General features: G+C 74.5%; 12 protein-coding genes and 2 tRNA genes. 5 read left to right on the top strand and 9 right to left on the bottom strand.

All coding sequences use genetic code 11. The annotated features are described in order from the left end of the window. Nucleotides 1-209: 209 nt before the first annotated feature. Nucleotides 210-283, top strand: a tRNA-Lys gene (locus tag ACFTWP_RS12135). 70 nt (nt 284-353) lie between these two features. Here ACFTWP_RS12135 and ACFTWP_RS12130 read toward each other — a convergent pair. The 3 genes from ACFTWP_RS12130 to ACFTWP_RS12120 all read right to left on the bottom strand — a co-directional run bounded on the left by ACFTWP_RS12130 (nt 354) and on the right by ACFTWP_RS12120 (nt 4,528). Continuing rightward, a complete protein-coding gene (locus ACFTWP_RS12130; protein ID WP_380264377.1) occupies nt 354-743 on the bottom strand; it encodes a DUF3291 domain-containing protein in 390 nt (129 codons plus the stop codon). A 239-nt stretch (nt 744-982) separates the two neighbouring features. Then, the gene (gene pgi / locus ACFTWP_RS12125) at nt 983-2,656 is read right to left on the bottom strand and encodes a glucose-6-phosphate isomerase (RefSeq protein WP_380264376.1); all 1,674 of its coding nucleotides are present in this window, start codon (nt 2,654-2,656) and stop codon (nt 983-985) included. Between the two features lie 288 nt (nt 2,657-2,944). Next, nucleotides 2,945-4,528: a Na+/H+ antiporter gene (locus tag ACFTWP_RS12120; protein WP_380264375.1), complete on the bottom strand. Its 1,584-nt coding sequence runs from the start codon at nt 4,526-4,528 to the stop codon at nt 2,945-2,947. Nucleotides 4,529-4,706: 178 nt separating this feature from the next. Here ACFTWP_RS12120 and ACFTWP_RS12115 point away from each other — a divergent pair, with 178 nt between their 5' ends. Together ACFTWP_RS12115 and ACFTWP_RS12110 are read left to right on the top strand one after the other, a co-directional pair. Next, the gene (locus ACFTWP_RS12115) at nt 4,707-5,615 is read left to right on the top strand and encodes an NADP-dependent oxidoreductase (RefSeq protein WP_380264374.1); all 909 of its coding nucleotides are present in this window, start codon (nt 4,707-4,709) and stop codon (nt 5,613-5,615) included. Nucleotides 5,616-5,697: 82 nt separating this feature from the next. Then, nucleotides 5,698-5,771: transfer RNA gene (locus ACFTWP_RS12110), tRNA-Lys, on the top strand. 171 nt (nt 5,772-5,942) lie between these two features. On the opposite strand, the gene ACFTWP_RS12105 is transcribed toward ACFTWP_RS12110, so the two are convergent. Continuing rightward, nucleotides 5,943-7,631 carry a chitinase gene (locus ACFTWP_RS12105; RefSeq protein WP_380264373.1) on the bottom strand — a complete coding sequence of 563 codons (1,689 nt, stop codon included), beginning with the start codon at nt 7,629-7,631 and terminating at the stop codon, nt 5,943-5,945. Nucleotides 7,632-8,021: 390 nt separating this feature from the next. On the opposite strand from ACFTWP_RS12105, the gene ACFTWP_RS12100 reads away from it, so the two are divergent. Next, complete coding sequence (locus tag ACFTWP_RS12100; protein WP_380264372.1) at nt 8,022-11,264, top strand: S41 family peptidase; 3,243 nt, start codon at nt 8,022-8,024, stop codon at nt 11,262-11,264. A 134-nt stretch (nt 11,265-11,398) separates the two neighbouring features. Here ACFTWP_RS12100 and ACFTWP_RS12095 read toward each other — a convergent pair whose 3' ends face one another. Then, a complete protein-coding gene (locus ACFTWP_RS12095; RefSeq protein ID WP_380264371.1) occupies nt 11,399-11,668 on the bottom strand; it encodes a hypothetical protein in 270 nt (89 codons plus the stop codon). Between the two features lie 85 nt (nt 11,669-11,753). Beyond that, nucleotides 11,754-13,781, bottom strand: a complete 2,028-nt coding sequence (locus tag ACFTWP_RS12090; protein WP_380264370.1) for a hypothetical protein — start codon at nt 13,779-13,781, stop codon at nt 11,754-11,756. A gap of 303 nt (nt 13,782-14,084) precedes the next feature. On the opposite strand from ACFTWP_RS12090, the gene ACFTWP_RS12085 reads away from it, so the two are divergent. Next, complete coding sequence (locus ACFTWP_RS12085) at nt 14,085-14,927, top strand: DUF1206 domain-containing protein (protein ID WP_380264369.1); 843 nt, start codon at nt 14,085-14,087, stop codon at nt 14,925-14,927. 41 nt (nt 14,928-14,968) lie between these two features. On the opposite strand, the gene ACFTWP_RS12080 is transcribed toward ACFTWP_RS12085, so the two are convergent. The 3 genes from ACFTWP_RS12080 to ACFTWP_RS12070 all read right to left on the bottom strand — a co-directional run bounded on the left by ACFTWP_RS12080 (nt 14,969) and on the right by ACFTWP_RS12070 (nt 19,243). Continuing rightward, complete coding sequence (locus ACFTWP_RS12080) at nt 14,969-17,026, bottom strand: phosphocholine-specific phospholipase C (RefSeq protein WP_380264368.1); 2,058 nt, start codon at nt 17,024-17,026, stop codon at nt 14,969-14,971. A gap of 223 nt (nt 17,027-17,249) precedes the next feature. Continuing rightward, nucleotides 17,250-17,909 carry a pentapeptide repeat-containing protein gene (locus ACFTWP_RS12075; RefSeq protein WP_380264367.1) on the bottom strand — a complete coding sequence of 220 codons (660 nt, stop codon included), beginning with the start codon at nt 17,907-17,909 and terminating at the stop codon, nt 17,250-17,252. Between the two features lie 146 nt (nt 17,910-18,055). Then, nucleotides 18,056-19,243, bottom strand: a complete 1,188-nt coding sequence (locus ACFTWP_RS12070; RefSeq protein ID WP_380264366.1) for a low temperature requirement protein A — start codon at nt 19,241-19,243, stop codon at nt 18,056-18,058. Nucleotides 19,244-19,264 lie beyond the last annotated feature (21 nt).

Here is a 19,264-nt window from a genome sequence, read left to right as displayed (position 1 = left end):
CTGCCCCGACTTCCGTGCCCGACGGCCCCGGGGGCGACCCGGGTCGACCTCCTTGGGCACCCCGGAACGGGCGTGGCCGCGGCCCCCGGGGGCCGGGCCACCGGCGACGTCAGGGGTGGGCCCCGACACACGCGCCGACGTCCTGGCCGATCCGGATTATCGATTTTGGCCCGACCCGGGGCCGCTGCTAGAGTCCTCTCTGTCAGCAGGCGCCGCTAGCTCAGTTGGTTAGAGCAGCTGACTCTTAATCAGCGGGTCCGGGGTTCGAGTCCCTGGCGGCGCACAGACAGCCGAGAGGCCCTTCGCGAGAGCGAAGGGCCTCTCGGCGTTTCCCGGGCACTCCCGCCGCGCCGTCAGGACTGCTCCGCCAGGCGGCGTCTGGCCTCCTCCCAGCTGATCGGCAACTCCTCGGCCGGCCCCTCCCAGAAGGTGAAGGCGGAGCCCGCCATGACCGACCGCAGCGAGGTCATGATCGAGTGGTGCGGTTCGGCCCGGACGTAGGCGTTGAGGCTGTCGCGGCTCTCCCAGGCCGAGAGGGTCCAGAAGGTGCGCCGCAGCGGCTCGGCGACGAGCGAGGCGCCGACGGCGCCGGGTGCCGTGCGCAGCTGCCGCCAGGCGGCCATCGCCTTGAGGAAGAAGCGGGGCACGTCGCGCAGGCGGCGGACCTCCAGCCGGGAGGCCATCACCAGTACCTGCGTGCCGGGGCGGGGCGCATGGGGGGTGATCCAGGGAAGAGTGGGCACGTCGTCACAGCCTTTCGCCGGCAGGGGCCGGAACCTGGCTCCATAATAGACACTGACGCTATCCAGTATCCATATCTTTCTCCCACCGGAAACACGAGGAGGGCCCCCGCCGAAGCGGGAGCCCTCCTCCCCCGGGAGTGCCGGGGCCTTCTCTTTGCCTGCGGGTCGGTTCCGTGCCCGCGGTCGGTTCCGTGTCCGCGGGTCGGTTCCGGGCGGCCCGACCGGCGCCGCGAACGGGGTCAGCGACCGCGCAGCGAGCGGTAGCGCGCGACCAGCTCGGCGGTGGAGCTGTCCAGTGCCTCGGTGCCCTCGCCGGTGAGCAGCACCGGCTCGATCCGCTTGGCGAGCACCTTGCCCAGCTCGACGCCCCACTGGTCGAAGGAGTCGATGTTCCAGATCGCGCCCTGGACGAAGACCTTGTGCTCGTAGAGCGCGACCAGCTGGCCGAGCACCGACGGGGTCAGCGAGCCGGCCAGGACGGTGGTGGTCGGGTGGTTTCCCTTGAAGGTCTTGTGCGGCACCAGCTCGGCCGGCACGCCCTCGGCCGCGACCTCCTCCGGGGTCTTGCCGAAGGCCAGCGCCTGGGTCTGGGCGAAGAAGTTCGCCAGCAGCAGGTCGTGCTGGGCGACCAGCCCGGGCAGCAGGTCGGCGACCGGCTCGGCGAAGCCGATGAAGTCGGCCGGGATGACCTTGGTGCCCTGGTGCAGCAGCTGGTAGTAGGCGTGCTGGCCGTTGGTGCCGGGGGTGCCCCAGACCACCGGGCCGGTCTGCCAGCCCACGGGGTTGCCGTCCCGGTCGACCGACTTGCCGTTGGACTCCATGTCCAGCTGCTGCAGGTAGGCGGTGAACTTCGACAGGTAGTGCGAGTAGGGCAGCACCGCGTGCGCCTGCGCGTCGAAGAACGCGCCGTACCAGACGCCCAGCAGGCCCATCAGCAGCGGGACGTTCTGCTCCGGCGGGGCGGTCCGGAAGTGCTCGTCGACCAGGTGGAAGCCGTCCAGCATCTCGCGGAACTGCTCCGGCCCGATCGCGATCATCAGCGAGAGGCCGATCGCGGAGTCGTAGGAGTAGCGACCGCCGACCCAGTCCCAGAACTCGAACATGTTGGCCACGTCGATGCCGAAGTCCGCCACGCCCTCGGCGTTGGTGGAGAGGGCGACGAAGTGCTTGGCCACCGCGTCGGTGCCGGCCCGCAGTTCGGTGAGCAGCCAGTCCCGCGCCGAGGTGGCGTTGGTGATGGTCTCGATGGTGGTGAAGGTCTTCGAGGCGACGATGAACAGCGTCTCGGCCGCGTCCAGGTCGCGGACCGCCTCGTGCAGGTCGGCGCCGTCCACGTTGGAGACGAAGCGGACGTCCAGGTCGCGGGCGGTGTAGGAACGCAGCACCTCGTACGCCATCGCCGGGCCGAGGTCGGAGCCGCCGATGCCGATGTTGACGACGGTGCGGATCCGCTTGCCGGTGTGGCCGGTCCACTCGCCGGAGCGGACCTTCTCGGCGAAGACGCCCATCTTGTCGAGGACGGCGTGCACGGCGGGCACCACGTTCTCGCCGTCGACCTCGACCACGGCGCCGCGCGGGGCGCGCAGCGCGGTGTGCAGGACGGCGCGGTCCTCGGTGGTGTTGATCTTCTCGCCGCGGAACATCGCGTCGCGCAGTTCGGCGACACCGGTCGCGTCGGCCAGCGCGCGCAGCAGGTCCAGCGTGCGGTCCGTCACCAGGTGCTTGGAGTAGTCGACATGCAGGTCGCCGACCTGCAGCGTGTAGCGGCGGCCTCGCTCGGGGTCGGCGGCGAACAGCTCGCGCAGGTGCAGCTCACCGAGCTCCGACCGGTGCTTGCCGAGCGCGGCCCACTCGGGGGTGCGGTCGAGCGGGGTGCGGCCGTTGGCCCCCGGGCGGGCGTCGAGTTCCGACATCGGAATGCTCCTCGATTCATCTGGGTGCAGATACCGGCAGAGCCCAGCGGGAGGGTGGTTGCGCGAGGTCCGGCGGTACGTGTGGTGCGCCGACTCCGTTGACGGGCTGCCCGGCGACAGCCTATGCAACGCCGCGGGGCGCCGCGTACATTGCACGGCCGGCGGACGCCGAGTCGCCGCCGGGCACCCGGGTTGTCGCCGGTGCGTCGCCCGGACCTCGCCGCCGCGTCACCGGCCGGTCGCGGGGGCCGGGGCGCCCGGCCCGGGCCGGGCCCGCGGCCGACCGCCTCAGGTGCGCTCGGAGCGCAGGTCGAGCCCCCGGAGCACCTGGTCGACGAGTTCGGGGTCGGCGCCGAGCTCGCTGCGCGCGGTGATCATCTCGCGGCGGGAGGCGGCGATCATCTCCTGCTCGACCGTGTGCGCCTCGCGCCACTGGGAGGCGCGGTGACGGGCCTCGGCGGCCTCCTCCTCGGCGTACTTCTCGGGGCAGAGCCGGGCCAGTCGCGAGTGCTGGCGGTCCCGGAGCCGGTCGACCAGTTCGACCGAGAGGTCCTCCTCCTCCTCCAGTTCGACGAGCCGGTCCAGCCCGGCCTTGGCGGCCCGCCACCACAGTTCCCGGACGGCCTGCTCGTGGGCGTCGTGGTCGGCGTCGAGTTCGAGGACCCGCACCAGGAAGGGCAGCGAGAGGCCCTGGACCAGGAGGGTGAAGAGCACCACGCCGAACGCGACGAAGACCAGCCGGCCGCGCTCGGGGAAGGGCTCGCCGGAGTGCAGGGTGAGCGGGACGGCCAGGGCCAGGGCCACGGTGGCCACCCCCCGCATCCCGGACCACCAGAGCACCACGCTCTCCTGCCAGCTGATCGGGGTGTCCTCCTCGTCGCCGCTGCGCAGCCGCTTGGAGAGCCAGCCGGCCGGCAGCAGCCAGAGCAGCCGGACCAGGACGACCACCGCGATCACGGTGGCGGCGTCGCCGAGCATGCTGGTCCAGCCGGTGCCCGCCTCCTTCATGACCGTGGCCAGCTCCAGCCCGATCAGGCCGAAGGCGAAGCCGGTGATCAGGATCTCGACGATCTCCCAGAAGGCGTTGCCGACCAGGCGGTAGGCGACCTCGTCGGCGTCGGCGGCGCGCTCGGCCAGGTAGAGGGCGCAGACCACGACGGCGAGCACGCCGGAGCCGTGGATCGCCTCGGCCAGGGCGTAGACCGCGAACGGCACCAGCAGGTTGAGCGCGACCTGCTGGGTCGGGTCCTCCAGGATGCCGGCGAGCTTGCTGTTCACCCAGCCGAGCCCGATGCCGACGGCCAGCGCGACCACCGCGGACAGCACGAAGCGCAGCACCGCGTTGCCGGTGGAGAAGTCGCCGCTGACCACGCCCTCGATGGCCAGCGAGTAGATCACGATCGCGGTGACGTCGTTGAACAGCCCCTCGCTCTCCAGGACGGAGACCAGCCGGCGCGGGAGCCCGACGGCGCCGGCCACGGCGACGGCGGCCACCGGGTCCGGCGGGGAGACCAGGGCCCCGAGGGCGATGGCGGCGCCGAGCGGCAGGGTCGGCAGCAGCCAGTGGACGGTGCCCGCGACGGCGATCGTGGTGACCACCACCAGGGCCACCGCGAGCAGCAGGATCGAGCGGATGTTGGCCCGGAAGTAGCGGACGGAGGAGCGGCGGGCGACGGCGAAGATCAGCGGCGGCAGGACGAGCGGCAGGATCAGTTCGGGGTCGATCGCGACGTCGGGGATCTGCGGCACCAGGGCCATGCCCAGCCCGAGCAGGGTCATCAGGACGGGCTGCGGCACCTTGGTGCGGCGCGCCAGCGGGATGGTGACCACCGAGGCGAGCAGCACCAGGAAGAACAGTGGCAGCTGGCCCACGGAGTGTTTCCTCTCGGCTTCCGGTCGCCGGGCCGTCGCCCGGACGGGGGTGGTCCCCGCCCGGCGTCAGAATAAATCAGACAATGCGCCCATTCGCTGCCCGACACACCGGGGGCTTGACTTCAAGTCCGCTTGAACTTTCATGATGGCCGGAGGACCTGACGACAGGAGAATTCTTGTGAAGGCAGTGACCGTCCCCGAGTTCGGCGGCCCCGAGGTGCTGCGGGTGGCCGAGGTTCCGACGCCGGCCGCCGGACCGGGGGAGGTGCGGGTCCGGGTGTACGCGGCCGGCCTGCAGCCCGCCGACCTCGCCGTGCGCACCGGCTGGACCCCGCCCGGCGCGCGGATCGAACTGCCGGTCGTCACCGGCAACGAGTTCGCCGGGGTGGTCGACCGGCTCGGCGCCGGCAGCTCCGGCTGGGAGGTCGGCGACGAGGTGCTGGGCTTCCGGCAGCTCGGCAGCCATGCCGAGTACGTCACCGTGGACGCCGCCCAGCTGGTCGCCAAGCCCCTCGGCATGCCCTGGGAGCAGGCCGGCTCGCTCTCCGCCTCCGGCCAGACCGCCCACGTGGCGCTGAGCGAGCTGAAGGTCGCCGCGGGCGAGACCGTGCTGGTGCACGGCGCCTCCGGCGGGGTCGGCACGGTCGCCGTCCAGCTCGCCCGCGCCTGGGGCGCGACGGTGATCGGCACCGCGAGCGAGCGCAACCACGACTACCTGCGCGAGCTGGGGGCCGTCCCGGTGGCCTACGGCCCGGGGCTCGCCGACCGCGTCCGGGCGCTCGCCCCGCAGGGGGTGGACGCGGCCCTGGACGCGGCGGGGCGCGGAGCCCTGGAGGCCTCCGTCGAGCTGGTCGCCGACCGCGGCCGGATCGGCACCATCGTCGACTTCCAGACGGCGCAGCGGCTGGGCGTGGCGATGCTGCGCGGCGCCCGCACGGCGGCCCGGCTCACCGAGCTGACCGAGCTCTGGGAGGCCGGCGGCCTGCGACTGGAGGTCGCCGAGACCTTCCCGCTGGAGCGTGCCGCGGACGCCCACCGGCTGGTCGGCGGCGGCCACGTCCGGGGCAAGGTGGTCCTCGTCCCCTGACCGGGCGGGCCGCCCGCCCGCGCCGCCCGAACCGATTGGCGGATTCGCCTGCTGACCAGGTAATGTTCTCCGCGTCAGACAGGCGCCGCTAGCTCAGTTGGTTAGAGCAGCTGACTCTTAATCAGCGGGTCCGGGGTTCGAGTCCCTGGCGGCGCACAGACACCCGAGGGGCCCTTCGCGAGAGCGGAGGGCCCCTCGGCGTTTCCCGGTCGCTCCGGGCTCCCGCGGCGCGAAGGCCGTCGGCCGGCCGGCGCCCCTGGGGGCGGGCCGGCCGGCCGACGGATCACGGTGCGCCGCGGTGCCGCCCTGGCGGGCGGTCCGGGCGGATCAGCCGAAGTAGCTGTCGAAGTTCTTCGAGAACTCCCGGCCGCCGAACTGGTCCCAGTTGATCGACCAGGTCATCAGGCCGCGCAGGTTCGGCTGGGCGCCGGCCCGCGGGACGTAGCTGCCGCAGTTGGTCAGCTTGGTGAGGCAGTCCAGCGCCTTGTTCACCTCGGTCGGGCTGACGTAGCCGTTGCCCGCGTTGGTGGTGGCCGGCATGCCGATGGCCAGCTGGGACGGGTTGAGCGCCGGGAACATGTTGGCGGTGTTGCCCGCCACCGGGAACCCCTTGAGCAGCATGTCGGTCATCGCGACGTGGAAGTCGGCGCCGCCCATCGAGTGGTACTGGTTGTCCAGGCCCATGATGGAGCCGGAGTTGTAGTCCTGGACGTGCAGCAGGGTCAGGTCGCCGCGCATGGCGTAGATGACCGGCAGGTAGGCGCCGGCACGCGGGTCCTGGCCGCCCCACGGGCCCGAGCCGTAGTACTGGTAGCCGAGCTGGACGAAGAAGGTCTCCGGGGCCATGGTCAGCACGAAGCCGGCGCCGTACTTGGCCTTCAGGGTCTTCAGGGCGGAGATCAGGTTGACCACGACCGGGGTGGTCGGGTTCTTGAAGTCGGTGTCGCCGGTGGCCAGCGACAGCGAGTGGCCCTCGAAGTCGATGTCGAGCCCGTCCAGGCCCCACTTGTCGATGATCGCGGAGACCGAGGAGACGAAGGTGTCGCGGGCGGCGGTGGTGGTCAGCTGGACCTGGCCGTTCTGGCCGCCGATCGAGATCAGCACCTTCTTGCCCTTGGCGCGCTTGGCGGCGATCGCCGCCTTGAAGTCGGCGTCCGACTCCACCGAGGGGCACTCGGCGACCGGGCAGCGGTTGAAGCGGATGTCGCCGGAGGTGACCGAGGTCGGCTCGCCGAAGGACAGGTTGATGAAGTCCCACGAGTCGGGGATGTCGGCGACCTTGGTGTAGCCGGCGCCGTTGGCGAAGCTGGCGTGCAGGTAGCCGACCAGGGCGTGGTTGCCGGGCGGCGGCAGGGTCGGCGTGCCGGTGCTGGTCGGCGTGGCGGTGGTGGTCGGGGTGGCCGTCACGGTGGGCGTGGCGGTGGCCGTCGGCGAGGCGGTGGCGGTCGGGCTCGCGGTGGCGGTGGCCGACGGGGAGGGGCTCGGGGCGCCCGGCCCGTCCAGCGAGACGTCGTCCGCGTAGTAGGTGCCCTGCCCGTACCAGCCGTGGGTGTACACGGTGGCGCTGGTCTGGGCCGCGCCGGTGGTGAAGCTGACCGAGAGCTTCTGGTACGCGCCGCCGGTGCCGGGCGTCCAGGTGCTGGTCCCGCCGTCGACACCGAGGTAGACGTAGGCGCCCTTGACGTAGGCACTGAGCGTGTACGTGGTGTTGGGCGCGACCGTGACGGTCTGCGAGCACTGGGCCGAGGAGCTGGCCGAGGCCGCTCCCGCCAGGGCGTAACTGCCGGTGCGGGCCTGGCCGCTGACGACGCTGCCGGTACCGGCGGCGCAGCTCCAGGGGGCCAGCGCGTTGCTCTCGAAGCCGCCGTTGGTGAGGAACTCGCCGGCGGAGGCGGCGGGCGCGGTGCCGAGGGCGAGGCCGACGGCGCCGGCGGCCGCGACGGCCCAGGCGGTGCCGAGGGCGGCGAGGCGGCCGGGCCTGCCCCGGTGGTTCGTGGGGGATGCTGTTCTGCGCATGCGGGGGACTCCTGCTGGGGCGCGGGATGTGGGGGTGTCCGCGGGCATGGCGGACCGCCGGCCAGGTGGGGGGTGTCGGCCGTCGGTTCAACCAGTTGGACTAGACCACTGAAGTGGATCCGCCGGTTGTGTGTCAATGCCCCCGAAGCGACGGAGAGTTGGTCGGCACCCGCACAGCCCGCCGCCGGACGGCCCGCGCCCGGCGCCCCGGCCCGCGCCCGACCCCGGACGACGCCCCGACGGCCGGCCGCCCGGACAACCGGCCGGACGACCGCGCCGCAGGCCGCCCACCCCCGGCCTCCCGCGCCGCGCCCCCGGCGGCGCGGCCCGCGCTCCCGGCGCCCCGCGGCCCGGGTTGCGACCGGTAGGCAGGCACCGAACCATGAAGAGGTGACGGCGCCCGGCTACCTCCGATACCCCCACCTGCGCGGTGGCCTGCTCGCCTTCACCGCCGAGGACGACGTCTGGGTCGCGCCGCTGTCCGGGGGCGACGAGGCCGGCCGGGCCTGGCGGGTCAGCTGCGACCGCACCCGGGTCAGCCACCCGCGCCTCTCCCCCGACGGCCGCACCCTCGCCTGGACCAGCTGGTTCGCCCTCACCCCCGAGGTCTGGACGGCGCCGGTCGGCGGCGGCGAGGCCGTCCGGCTGTCCTACTGGGGCAGCCAGGACACCCGGGTCCGGGGCTGGCTCCCGGACGGCGAGGTGCTCGCGGTCACCTCGTACCACGAGCCGTTCGCCCACTACACCTGGGCGCACGCGCTGCCGCTCGACGGCTCGGCCGGCCGCAAGATGCCCTGGGGGCCGGTCGGCGACGCCCAGATGAGCCGCGAGCACACCGTCCTGCTCACCGGGGCGGCCCCGCACGAACCCGCCGCCTGGAAGCGCTACCGCGGCGGCGCCGCCGGCCGGCTCTGGGTGGACGGACTGCGCGTGCTGCCCGAGCACCGGGGGCACCTCGCCTCCCCGATGCCGGTGCACGGACCGGACGGGCCGAGGATCGCCTTCCTCTCCGACCACGAGGGCATCGGCAACCTCTACTCCTGCCGGCCGGACGGCTCCGACCTGCGCCGGCACACCGACCACGCCTCCTACTACGCCCGTGAGGCCGCCACCGACGGTACCCGGATCGTCTACCAGCACGCCGGCGACATCTGGCTGCTCGACGGCCTCGACGCCGCCGCGCCGCACCGCCTGCGGGTGCCGCTCGGCGGTGCCCGGTCAGGCCGCCGCCCGTACCAGGTCAGCGCCGCCTCGCACGTCAAGGACCTGGCCTGCGACAGCACCGGCCGGACCGGCGTGATCACCGTGCGCGGCAGCCAGTACTGGCTCACCCACCGGGACGGCCCGGCCCGGGCGCTGGCCGACACCCCGGGCGTGCGGACCAGGCTGCCGGTGGTGCTCGGCCGCACCGGCGAGGTCTGCTGGATCACCGACGCCGAGGGCGAGGACGCCGTCGAGATCGCCCCGCTGCCCGGCAGCGAGCACCTGCACGAACACCGCACCGAGCAGCACCCGGAGCACCGGCGGATCGCCGGCGGCCGGATCGGCCGGGTGCTGGAACTCTCCGCCGCCCCCGACGGACGCACCCTGGCGGCGGCCACCTCCGACGGCCGGCTGCTGCTGGTGGCCGCCGCCGACGGCGAGGTGCGCGAGCTGGCCGCCTCCACCTACGGGCCGGTCAGCAGCGCCGTCTTCTCCCCCGACTCGCTCTGGATCGCCTGGTCCCAGCCGGTGGCCGGCCGCTCGCTGCGCCGGATCCGGATGACCCGCACCGACGCCCTCGCGCCCGTCACCGACGTCACCGACGGCCGGTTCGAGGACGAGCAGCCGGTCTTCACCCGGGACGGCCGCTACCTGGTGTTCCTCTCCTGGCGCGGCTTCGACCCGGTGCACGACGTGCACACCGGCGACATGTCCTTCCCGCTCGGCTGCCGCCCCTACCTCGTCCCGCTGGCCGCCGACACCCCCTCGCCGTTCGCGGCGCCCACCGAGGGCCGGCCGGGCACACCGGCGGCGACCGGCGCCGAACCGGGCGACGGCAGCGTCACCGTCGACCCGCAGGGCATCTCGGAGCGGCTGGTGCAGTTCCCCGTGATCGCCTCCAAGTACTCCGCCACCGAGGCCGTCCGCGGCGGCCTGGTCTGGCTCCGCTGGCCGATCTCCGGCGCCCTCGGCCAGACCTTCGCCAATCCGGACGACACCTCCGGCCGCCCCTCCCTGGAGCACTTCGACCTGGCCCGGGGCACCCGCACCACCCTGGTCGACAAGCTGGACGGCTTCGCGGTCTCCGGCGACGGCGGCTCGGTCGCCGTGTACTCCGCGGGCAGCCTGCGGATCGTCCCGGTGACCAGCCCGTCCGGCGGGGTCACCGTCGACCTGCGGCGGATCACCCACACCGTGCACCCGGCCGAGGAGTGGCGCCAGGCGTACCACGAGGCCGCCCGGATCGTCCGCGACCAGTTCTGGGACGAGGGCATGTGCGGCCTCGACTGGCCGGCCCTGACCGCGCAGTACGAGCCGCTGCTGGAGCGGATCGCCGGCCCGGACGACTTCGCCGACCTGCTGCGCGAACTCCTCGGCGAGCTCGGCACCTCGCACGCGTACGTCACCCCGGCCCGGCGCGGCGAGGGGCCCACGCCCGTCCAGCAGCCGCTCGGGCTGCTCGGCGCCAACGCCCGCCGCTCGCCCGACGGCCGCTGGCTGGTGGAGCGCGTCCTGCCCGGGGAGTCCTCCGACCCGCGGGCCCGCGCCCCGCTCGCGGCGCACGGCGTCCTGGACGGCGACGAGCTCCTCGCGATCTCCGGCCGCCCGCCGGACCCGGTCCGCGGACCCGTCCCGCTGCTCGCCGGCACCGGCGGCACCACCGTCGAGATCTCGCTGCGCACCGGCGCCGAGGGCCGGGTGCGCCGGATCGCCGTCACCCCGCTGACCGACGAGCGGCCGATCCGCTACCAGGCCTGGGTGACCCGGCGGCGCGAGCTGGTCAGGGAGTTCAGCGACGGCCGGTGCGGCTACCTGCACATCCCCGACCTCGGCGGCTCCGGCTGGGCGCAGTTCAACCGGGACGTGCGCCGCGAGCTGGACAAGCCCGCGCTGGTGCTGGACGTGCGCGGGAACGCCGGCGGCAACGTCTCGGAGCTGGTGCTGGAGAAGCTCACCCGCCGCGTCCTCGCCTGGGACTTCAGCCGGGGGCGGCAGCCCGTGCGCTACCCGAGGGACGCCCCGCGCGGCCCGGTGGTCGCCCTCGCCGACGAGGCCACCAGCTCGGACGGCGACGTCATCATCACCGCCATCAAACTGCTCGGCCTCGGCCCGGTGGTCGGCGCCCGCACCTGGGGCGGGGTGGTCGGCATGACCGGGCGCCACCAGCTCGGCGACGGCACCCAGATCTCGGTACCGAAGAACGCCTCCTGGTTCACCGGCGACCTCGGCTGGTCGGTGGAGAACCACGGCGCCGAACCGGACGTCCACGTGCTGCGCGCCCCGCACGACTGGGCCCGCGGCCGGCACCCCGAACTGGCCTGCGCCGTCGGGCTCGCACTGGAACTCCTGGAGGACAGCCCGGCCGCGGTGCCGCCGCCGGAGGACGTCCCCCGCCCCGACCTGCGCCGGCCGCCGCTGCCCCCGCGCTGAGCGGCACCCGGCGCGCGTCCCCCGTACGCACGCGGGCCCGTACGCACGCGGGCGGGGGACGCGACGGAGGGGCGCGCCCCGGCAGGCGCGCCCCTCCGATCATTCCGTTGGTCCGTCGGCCCGGCCGCGGCCGGTCAGTCCCAGGGATCGCCCTCGGCGGTCATGTTCTCCCGGGCCCGTTCGTCCTCCTCCTGCGGGGACAGCCTGGGCGGTCGCTGCTCCGGCTCCCGCGCCTTCTCGGTACCGTCCGGGAACGCGTCGGCGGCCTCGTCGTGGGCGAGGGCGGCGCGCTGCGCGGCGTCCGTCATGGCGGTGGAGTCCTGCTCGTGGGTCCCGCCGAGCGAGGACTTGGCCTCCTCGCCGGCATCGTGCGCCTTGTGGCGGAACCTGTCGAAGATGCCCATGTCTCCTCCTCGGGGTGGTTACCGGGCTGTCCTCACTCTCACACCGCGCCGCACCGCCCGCATCCGCAGGCCGGACGGGCCCGGATCACCCCAGGGTGCCGATCCGGGCGCCGGTGTCCAGCAGACCGCTCAGCCGGACCTCGCCCGACCCCGCACCGGGAACGGCCAGCGTGCGGGCCGGTGCGCGGGTCTCGGGCAGGGTGAGCGCCCCCGTGGCCGAGACGCTCACCAGCCGGCGGCTGCCCGCCACCAGCAGGTACGACCTGCCGGACCTGCCCCGCCACCAGGTGGCGGCCAGCACGTTCTGGTCGAAGCGGCTGCAGGCCCTGGTCTCCGGCGCGCCGGCCGTGCGCAGCGGGGGCGGGGCGGCCCGTCGCGGGTCGGGCAGCAGGAGCGCGGTGGCCGCGGACCCACCGCCGTCCCAGCGGTCGCGGCGCACGCAGACCCAGGTCGCGGCGCCCTCGCCGTCCGGGAGCGGCTGGGTGGCGAAGGCCCAGGTGTTCAGGGCCCGGGTGCCCGGGCCGGCGTCGGCCGGGCCCACGCCGGGCAGGCCGCAGGAGGTGCGGGCCCAGGCGGCGAGCGCCTCCGGGCCGGTCGCCTCGCGCGGCGGGCGGGCCGGGGTGCCGTCCGGCGGCGGGGTGTAGGTCAGGTGGGCGGGCAGCAGGCCGCCGACGTCGGCCAGCAGGAAGGCGTGCTGCTCGGCCACCACCGGCGCGGAGCGCAGTTGCAGGACCGGCCGCCCGGTGCAGGAGCCGTCGGCGGCCGGCGCGGCGGGCGCGGTGACGGCCGGGGTGACGCCGTCGGGGTGCGGCACCGGCCGGGCGGCGGCGTCGGGGGCCCGCAGGTCGCGGGTGGCGGCCTCGTCGACCCAGGGGGCGAGCAGGAAGCGGGTGCCGGCGGGGGTGCGGGTGAGGGCCAGGGCGGCGGCCGTGGTCACGTCGGCGTCGTCGGCGCGGGCGAGGACCAGCTCGCGCTCCAGGCCCTCGGTGTAGCGGGCCAGCCGGCCCTCGCCGTACAGGACGACGACGGCGGCGGCACCCTCCGGCCGGCCCGCGTACAGCAGCTGCGTGCTGCCGGGCGGGCCGGCGGGGGTGCCCGGTTCGAGCGTGCGGCGGACCTGCGGAGCGGGGCCGGCCCAGGCGTCGACGGCGCGCTCCAGCAGGGCCCGGTCGGCGGTGAGGTCGCCGCGGGCCGGCCAGACGCCGAAGTCGAGCCGGGCGGTCTGCCGCCAGGCGTCGGTGGCCACCGGGCTCGGCGCCGGGGTACCGCGGCCGACCGGCCCGGCGCTCGCCCCGGCTGGAACGGGCGCCCCGGACGAGGCGAGCGCCAGCGGCACGCCGGCCCCGGCGGCGAGCAGCAGGGCGGCGGCGCCGGCCAGCAGCCGCCCCCGGGACCGGCGCCGGAGCAGGTCGGTGGGCTGGGCCCGGACGGCGCACGGGTCGAACTCGGGCGAGCGCTCCAGGTCGCGGCCGGCCGCGCGGTGCTCGGCGTGGATCCGCTCGGCCTCGGCCAGGGCCCGTCCGGGATCGGGCACCCCGGCCCGGGCCAGCAGGTCGGTGGCCCGCTCGGTGGTCAGCCCCTCCAGTACCCGCAGGGCGTAGCCGGCCCGGGTGTGCGGGGCGGCCCTGGTCAGCGCCTGGTCGAGGGCGAGGTCCTCGGGGCTGCCGGCGGCGGTGAACAGCCGCAGGCCCCAGAGCCGGGGCAGCGGCAGCGGCCGGCGCCGGGCGGGCCCGGCGAGGGCGCCGCGCAGCACCTGCAGCCGGACGGCCTCGTACGCGCGGCCCTGCGGCTGGGCGGTGGACCGGGCGGTGGACTGGGCGGTGGACTGGGCGGCGGGCGGCACGGTGGGCCGGGCGGTGGGCGGCCCGGCCCGGCGGGCCGAGCGCAGGGCCTGCTGGACGACGGTGTGCGCGGCGAGGATCCGGTGGTGGCGGTCGGTGCCGCCGGGGAGGACCAGGTAGGCGAGTCGGGCCAGCTCGCGGTAGCCGCCGACCAGCGCGGCCTCGTACTCCCTGAACCGGGCGCGGCGGGCGGCGCCCGGCAGGCGGCCCCCGGGCGGGCCGGCCGGGGTGCGCCGGGGTGGGCGCGCGGCGGCCCACGGTGGTTGCGGCACGCCGGACGGTTCGCGCGTTATCGGTGCCGCGGAGGCGGCGCTTTTCCGACCGGACATTCGGAGACTCCCCTGCAGTGCGCCGCGCTGGCGCGCGCCCGGAGATCCGGGTGGGCGCCGCCTGACCCACTGCCAAACGACCGGATCATGGGATCGTCACGATGTCCCACCGTCCCGGCGGGGCTCTCCGCCGGTCTCCCGCACCGGCTCCCCCGCCGTCCGGGCGGCGCGCCGGCCGGGCAGGGGGCAGGACTCGACCTCGCACGGCGGCCGTTTGACCCCGCCGGGCCCGGGCAGGCGGGGCGCATGGCCGCCAACAGTGGTACGGACGTCTCCCTGCGAGCACGGGGACGGCGATGGGGACGCAGCCCGGTGGTCCGGGCCGCCGGACGGACGGGCTTCGCCGCCCGCGGCGTCATCTACCTGCTGGTCGGAGTGCTGGCGGCACGGATCGCCCTCGGCAGCTCCGACGGCAAGGAGGCGGACCGCTCCGGCGCGGTGGCCGCCATCGGCGAGCAGCCGTTCGGCCGGGTGATGCTCTGGGCCCTGGCGGCCGGGTTCGCCGGGATGGCGATCTGGCGGCTCTCGGTCGCCGTCCTCGGCCGGGGCACCGGCGGGGACGGCCCGACCGGGCGGGCGGCCGACCTGGGCCGGGCCGCCTTCAACGGCTTCCTCTGCTTCGGCCTGGTGCAGTCGCTGCTGGCGGGCACCGGCGGGCCCCGCTCCAGCAACGAGTCCTCCAAGGAGTACACGGCGACGGTGCTGGGCTGGCCCGCCGGGCGGTGGCTGGTCGGCGCGGCCGGCCTCGCCGTGATCGTCACCGGCGTGGTGCTGGGCGTGCGCGCCGCACTGCGGAAGTTCGAGAAGAAGCTGGACACCGGCGCCATGGGCCCCCGGGTGCGCAAAGCCGTCGTCGCCCTCGGCGTGGTCGGCGGCGCGGTGCGCGGACTGGTGTTCGCCGGCGCCGGGGTGTTCGTCCTGCTGGCCGCGCTGGCCTTCGACCCGGCCCGGGCGAAGGGCCTGGACGAGACGCTGCGCTCGTTCACGGACACCGCGGCCGGGCCCGCACTGCTGGTCGCGGTGGGTGCGGGGCTGGCGCTGTACGGCTGCTTCTCGTTCTGCCAGGCCCGCTGGTACCGCCTGCGCTGAGCACCCGGCCTTCCGACCGGGTGCTCGGCGGCCGGCCGGGGTCAGCCGGTGACGCTCGCCGCGCCGGTCTCCAGGTGCCCGGAGAAGCGCTGCGACCAGCTGCTGTCCGAGCTCACCGTGACGGTGAAGTCGTACCAGCCGTTCTGGCCCGCCACGGCGTTGAAGAAGTCGCTGACGTTGCCGCCCGCGGGCACCTGGTACGTCCAGGTGCCGGTGCGGTAGTTGTTCGAGGTGATGGTGAACGTCACCGCGGACGTGGCGGAGTTGGCGAGCTTGAACCAGATCGCCAGCTTGCCGGAGCCCGCCTCGACGGCGTACGAGGCGGTGGCCGCCGCGTACTTGCCGGCCTTGGTGGCGTCGCCCTTGAAGCGGCGCAGGAACCGGTTGGGGCCCGTGACGCTCAGGTCGTAGGGGCCGTTGCCGAAGCCCGAACCGCAGTTGAAGAAGTCGCTCTGCTCGGTGCCCGCGTCCACCGTGTACTGCCACGGCCCGCCGCTGCGGTAGGCGTTGGCGTACGCGGCGAAGTGCGAGGCGCTGGTCGCGGCGGTGCCCGTGTTCGACATCTTCAGCCAGACCTTCATCACGCTGTTCGCGCCGAACTCCAGGTGGTCCAGGTTCGCGTTCGGCTGGTACGGCAGCGCACGGGCCGGGCGGGTGCCGCTCTCCTGCGCGGGCAGCGCGTTGGTGACCGGCGCCGGGTTGGGCAGCGGACCGCAGGCGGACAGGCCGATCACCGCGTCGGTGTTGGGCAGCGCCGGCATCCCGTACACCGGGTTCGCGAAGTCGAAGACGCCGGTGAGGTCGCCGGTGACCTTGCGGCGCCAGGCGCTGATGTTCGGGCAGGTGGCCGGCTTGCCGATGGCGGCCGTCCAGCGCTCCAGGAACCGCAGGACCGAGGTGTGGTCGAAGACCTCGGAGCTGACCCAGCCGCCGCGGCTCCACGGGGAGATGGCGATCATGGGGACGCGGAAGCCCAGGCCGATCGCGGTGTTGCTGTAGAACTCCCCGGCGGTGCCGGCCGGCGGCGAGGGCGGCGGGACGTGGTCGAAGAACCCGTCGTTCTCGTCGTAGTTGAGGATCAGGACGGTGGAGTTGAAGACGTTCGGGTCCGCGTTGAGCGCGTCCATCACCATGTGCACGAAGTGCGCGCCGTCGTTGGGCGTGGCGTAGGGGTGCTCGGAGGAGGCCTCGTCGGAGACCACCCAGGAGACCTGCGGCAGGGTGCCGTTCAGGACGTCCGCGCGGATCGCGGCGGCGATGTCGTCGGGCGTGCGGCCGGTCACCTTCGGGACGGAGCCCATGCCGCGGTCGTGCAGCGGGTTGCCGGCCGGGGCGTCGGTGAACTGCTTGAAGTAGGCGAGGGCGTTGTCGCCGAAGTTGTCGGCCGCGTTCTGGTAGACCTTCCAGCTGACCCCGGCGTTCTGCAGGGCCTCGGCGTAGGTCTGCCAGCGCAGGCCGGACTCGTCGCCGCCGTTGTAGGCGGGGCCGCCCGCGGTGCCGGCCGGGTCGATCGTGCCGCTCCAGTGGAAGGTGCGGTTGGGGCCGGTGGCGCTGAGGGTGGAACAGAAGTACGCGTCGCAGATCGTCCAGTTCTCGGCCAGCGCGAAGTGGAACGGGATGTCGGCGCGCTGCAGGTGGCCGAGGGTGCGGACGTTGCCCTTGGCGAGCACCCAGGAGTCCAGCTTGCCGCCGTTCCAGGCGGTGTGCTGGTCGTTCCAGGAGTGCGCGAGGTCGCCGTTGCACTGGGCCAGGCGCTCCGGGTCGGCGCCACCGGCCGGCTTGGTGGCGCTGAACGCCCACGGGTACTGCCGGCCGAGGCCGTTTGGCTGGTTGAAGACGCTGTAGCCGCCGGCGACCTGGATGGCGCTGCGGTCGGCGAAGCCGCGCACGCCGCGCAGCGTCCCGAAGTAGTGGTCGAAGCTGCGGTTCTCCTGCATCAGCACCACGATGTGCTGGGCGTCGGTGATCGTGCCGGTGCTCGCGAGACCCGCCGCCGAGGCGGGGGCGGCGGTGCCGACGGCGGCGCTGCCGGCCACCGCCGCCCCGGCCGCCGCGCTCGCCGACAGCGCCATGAACTTCCTACGACTCAGCTCGGACATCAGCCCGGCCCGTCCCTTCGCTAGCGATGTTGTATACACACGTCGTGCAACATCGGTCGCGGAGCATCCTCACGCAGGGCGCGCCGGGGAGACCAGAGTCGTGCATCATGATTGTCGGACTGTTCGCCCAACTGTCGGCGAGCGGACGGGAGATGAACGGCAGGGGCAGCGCACGTGGGGCCCGCGCACACACCCGGCACCGGCCCGGCGCGCCGCCCGCCGCTCAGCGGTCCTTGACCGTGATCCCCAGTGCCTGTGCGAACTGCGGCGCCAGCTCGAACAGCTGGGCACTGCTGATCAGCGCCCCGCGCAGCCCCTCGTGCCCGTCCGTGAGCCCCAGCCGAACGGCGCCGCGCAGGTCCGTCTTGCTCAGCTTCGCCCCGCGCAGCCGGACCTCCTCCAGCGTGGAGCCCGGGAAGGACACGCCCGTCAGCCTGGCGTCGCCGAAGTCGACGTCGCGCAGCACGCAGTCCTCGAAGACCACGTCGCGCAGCACCGCCGCCCGCAGGTTCACCGCCTCCAGCTTGCACTGCCGCAGCACCACCCGGCGCAGCGCCGACCCGTGCGCCGCGACCCCGGCCAGCACCCCGCCGAGCACCGAGGCGTCCTGCCACTCGCTCTCCGAGAGGTCGCACGCCACCCAGCGGCTGCCCTGCACCCACACCTCGTTGAACCGGGCCTGCCGCATCTTGACCCCGCTCATCGCGACCCCGGTGAACGCGCACTCCAGGAACGTCGCCCCGCCCGCCGCCTGGTCGGTGTACTCCCCGCCCTGGAACAGCACCGTGTCGTACCGCTCGTCCCGCCGCAGCGGCCCGACGTGCGGCCGGAGCAGGTGCCCGTACGGCAGGTCGTCGAGCTGGTCGGGTACGGACGACGCCATGGCGGGGCCTCACGATCGGGTCTGCGGTCCTGACCCCGGCATCCTCGCACGGGCCACCGACAGACCCCCGGCGCCCCGGCCCCGCGCCGGGGCGCACTCCCCGGGGTCGGGTGCGGCGCCCCCGCCGCGGGCCGGCCGCCGGCGTCTCAGGCGTCCCGGGCGTGCAGGGCCACCCCCACCGCGACCGTCGCCGCGGCGACCAGGCCGGCCGCGAGGACGCCGGATTCGCCGAGCAGGGTGCAGGCCAGGACGGCCGCGGCGGCGACCGGCAGCAGGGCCTGGGCGGCGCCGGTCTTCGTGTGGCGGGCGTGCAGCAGCCAGACGGTGGCGAGGTAGAGCGCGCCGGGGACGGTCACCGCGGCGGTGGCGGTGGTGGCGGAGATGTGGGCCTTGCCGACGGCGTGCTCGACCGCGACCTCCAGGCCGGCGCCGATCGCGGCGGCGGAGGCGAACACCAGGTAGTGGCCGTAGCCCCAGAGGAACCCCTGCCGGTTGGAGCGCAGGTGGTCCTCGATCGGGCGGGCGAAGTAGATCCACCAGGCGGCGAAGCAGAGCAGCAGGCCGCCGACCGCGATCGGCAGGACGCTGCCCAGCGCCTCGTGCTCGTCCACGGCGGCCTGGACGGCCACCGTCGCGGCGGCCACCGTCTCGCCGAGCACGATCAGCGTGAACAGGCCGTACCGTTCGGCGATGTGGTGCGGGTGCCAGGTGGTCTGGGTGCGCAGCTCCGCGTAGACGGGGACGGCGAGTTCGGCGAGGATCCCGAGCGGGACGACGTACGGGCGGGCGCTCTCGGGCAGGAGCAGCACCAGGACCCAGCCCGCCTGGACCAGGGTGATGCCGGCCGCGTAGCGCAGGGCGACCGTCCGGGCGGGGCCCTCCTCGCCGGCGGCGGCCCGCAGCCACTGGGTGACCATGGCGAGGCGCATCACCACGTAGCCGGTGACGGCGAGGGTGAGGTCCTGGTCCGCGAACATCCGCGGGACGCCGGCCGCCAGGATCAGGACGCCGGTGATCTGCACCAGGGTGGTGATCCGGTACGGGACGTCGTCGCAGTCGTAGGCGGACGCGAACCAGGTGAAGTTCATCCAGGCCCACCAGATCGCGAAGAACGCGAACAGGTAGCCGACCAGGGCGACCTGGAAGTGCGCGTCGGCGAGGTCGTGGGCGAGTTCGCGCCCGGCCTGGGCGACGGCGACCACGAAGCAGAGGTCGAAGAAGAGTTCCAGCGGCGTGGCGGAGCGGTGCGGCTCGTCCCGGCTGCGCGGCACCATCCGGCGGATCGGCCGGTCCTCGGGGTGGTGCGGGTGGATCGCTGCTGGTCGGCCGCTCATGGTCGCCTCCGGGAGGGTGGT

Origin of the sequence: Kitasatospora sp. NPDC057015 (assembly GCF_042673745.1) — a bacterium.
GTDB lineage: Bacteria > Actinomycetota > Actinomycetes > Streptomycetales > Streptomycetaceae > Kitasatospora.
This window is presented reverse-complemented; position numbering and strand designations above follow the sequence as displayed.